Origin of the sequence: Pyxidicoccus fallax (assembly GCF_012933655.1) — a bacterium.
Taxonomy (GTDB): Bacteria; Myxococcota; Myxococcia; order Myxococcales; family Myxococcaceae; genus Myxococcus; species Myxococcus fallax.
Window position 1 is genome coordinate 1 of the sequence record NZ_JABBJJ010000693.1, and the last position, 1,546, is coordinate 1,546.

General features: G+C 75.9%; 2 protein-coding genes. Both read left to right on the forward strand.

Going from position 1 to position 1,546, the window contains the following annotated elements:
• On the forward strand, nucleotides 1-1,253 hold a 1,253-nt coding region (locus tag HG543_RS53555), incomplete at its 5' end, for a tetratricopeptide repeat protein (protein WP_169352662.1).
• Nucleotides 1,254-1,288: 35 nt separating this feature from the next.
• Nucleotides 1,289-1,546 (forward strand): hypothetical protein (locus tag HG543_RS53560; RefSeq protein WP_169352663.1); only part of this gene is annotated, 258 nt, incomplete at its 3' end.

A 1,546-nucleotide genomic window follows, 5' to 3' on the forward strand; every position in this document is an offset into this window, starting at 1 on the left:
GGCTGGAAGGGGGTGGGTGGCTGCGTGCGGCCGTGGGAGGACGGTGCACCTGGGCCGTCAGCCCTCCGGATGACGTGTCGGGCGAAGCAGGGCAGGGCACCCGCGCGCTGCACCGCCGGGCGGCGGAGGCGTACGAGGCGCTGCCCGTGGAGCCGCGGCGCAGGACGTGCGTGGAGCTGAGCCGGCACTGGCTGTCCGCGGACATGCCGGAGCGCGCGCTGCCGCACCTGCTGGAGCTGGCCGGGTGGCACCGCGCGGCGCTGGAGCCGGACTCCGCGCTCGGGGTGTACCGCTTCGCGCTCGGGCTCGCGTTGAGGTTGGAGGCGGACACCTCGCGGGAGTGGCAGCGGCTCTTGTGGGAGCAGATGGGCGACGCGCACCGGTTGGCCGGGGCGCCGGAGGAGGCCGCGTCGGCGTGGCGCTCGGCTCGCGCGCTGGACCTGGAGGGCGCTCCCTCCCAGGCGGTGGACCGGGCGCGGCGCCTGCACAAGCTGGTCTCCGGCGTGTTCGCGCTGGGCCACCATGAGGAGGTGCTGTCGCTGGCGGACGAGGGCGCTCGCGAGCGGCTGGAGGAGGTGCCGACGCTGGCGGCGGGGCTGGATGCGTTCGCCGCGCTCTCGCTGTGCGCGCTCGGGAGGTTCGAGCAGGCCCGGGAGCGGCTGGGCATCGCGCGGGAGCGGCTGCGGCTGGCGCCGGCCGAGGGCGGACCCGTGCGCGCGAGCGTGGAGACGGCCCTGCACCGCGCCATGGGCAACGTGCTGATGGGGCTGGGCCACCCGGAGCAGGCGACGTCGGAGTACGCGGCCGTGCTGCGCTGGAGCGAGCGGGCGGGGGACACGGGGGAGCACGCCACGGCCCTCTTGAGCCTGGGCGACGCGCATGCGCGGGCGGGAGACCGGGAGCGCGCGGCGCACTTCTTCCAGCTCGCGCTGGATTTGGAGTCCCGCACCGGCGACCGCTGGGGCATGGCGTACACGCACCATGGGCTGGCGCTGCTGCACATCCAGGCGGACGCGCCGGAGCTGGCGAAGGAGGACGCGGTGAGGGGCTTGCAGCTCGCGGCGCGGATGGGAGACCGCAAGCTCCAGTCGCTGCTGCGCTGCACGCTGGGGCGCGCGCAGCTGCGGCTGGGCGAGCTGGAGGAGGCCGGCCGCCAGCTCCAGCTCGCTGCCCAGGAGGCCGCCGCGGTGGGCGCTCGCTCGGAGCAGCTCCAGGCGGAGGCCGTACTCCGGGCGCTCGACGCGCGCCGTTGACGGAACCCCGGGCGGGGGACGAGTGTCCACCTCCCGTGCCCGCCTCGTTCCTCTTCCGCGTGCTGCTCTTCCTCGCGCTGGTGCTTCCACCCCTGGCCCGGGGGGCGCCCGACGCGTTCGAGGCGTACCTGCACCCTCCGCATCCTCCCGCGGACGGGTTCACGCCGCTGTCCGGCGTGCGCGCCGGCGGCGAGGTGACGGCGCTGGCGTGGGGGCGGGTGGTGGAGGTGGGCGCGGAGGGACGGTCCGTCACGCTGGAGCACCTGTACTACGAGAACCACGCGCTGCTGCGT